Annotated in this window: 1 pseudogene; it reads left to right on the top strand. The window is 40.2% G+C overall.

Annotated features, from left to right (window positions below):
* Positions 1-25: 25 nt before the first annotated feature.
* Positions 26-874, top strand: a pseudogene (locus tag B0183_RS07195) (tape measure protein); the annotation flags it as partial.

Here is an 874-nt window from a genome sequence, read left to right as displayed (position 1 = left end):
CGCATTAGGTCTTATTGGTGGCCCTATGGGAGCGGCAACAATTGCGGCAGGTGCATTATTTTATTTCAGCCAAAAGGCACAAGAGGCAAAAGAGGCGGCGTTAGATACCGAGAGTGCGAATAACCGTTTAAAAGAAAGTTATGACGGCTTAAGTGAAAGCGCGTTAACCTTGAAAATTTTTGAGCAAATTCAAGCAATGGAAAATTATGGTGAGCAAATTTCCAAAGTGCAGGCGGAAATTTCCCAAATTCAAACAAGTGCTTGGCAATTTGGTTTAGAGCTGTCTGAAAGTTCCAAGCAAGATCTTGAAAAGTTAAACGCGGAATTAGAAAAGATTCGAGAAAATAAAAATATCGATCTTTCAGTTTTAACCAACCAATTAACCGCACTTGGTGGGGTGTTCTTGTCAAATGGCAAAAGCATTGATGATTTTCGCACCAAAATGAAAAACTTAGGTGTTGATGCCAATACGGCAGATAGCGTCATTGCCGGTTTAAGCAATACGATAAAACAACAGAAAGAGGCGGCGCAAGGTGGAGTAAAAAGCAATTTAGAGCTAGATGAAGCGTTTAAAAAATTAAAAGAACGCGCTTTGACGGTAGCACAAAATCTTGAAGTGGCAAAATTAAAACAACAAGGACAAGCAGAGTCCGCCTTTGTTTTAGCAGGCTTATATGAATTGCTTGGCGATAAAGGCGCTGAATATAATCAAGTGCTAATTGATATTGCCAACGGTACGATTACTGCGGCGAATGCGGCTGATAAAGGCATTGATTTATCTATCGAGACCTTAAATAAACTGATTGAGGGCAGGAAAGTATTACAAGGGATGTTCAAAGATCAGACGCAAACGGAGGGTATTAACCAAAGTTTG

This window comes from Glaesserella parasuis (assembly GCF_002015085.1).
Taxonomy (GTDB): domain Bacteria; phylum Pseudomonadota; class Gammaproteobacteria; order Enterobacterales; family Pasteurellaceae; genus Glaesserella; species Glaesserella parasuis.
The sequence above is the reverse complement of the archived record's forward strand: the minus strand, read 5'-3'. Positions and strand labels throughout refer to the sequence as shown.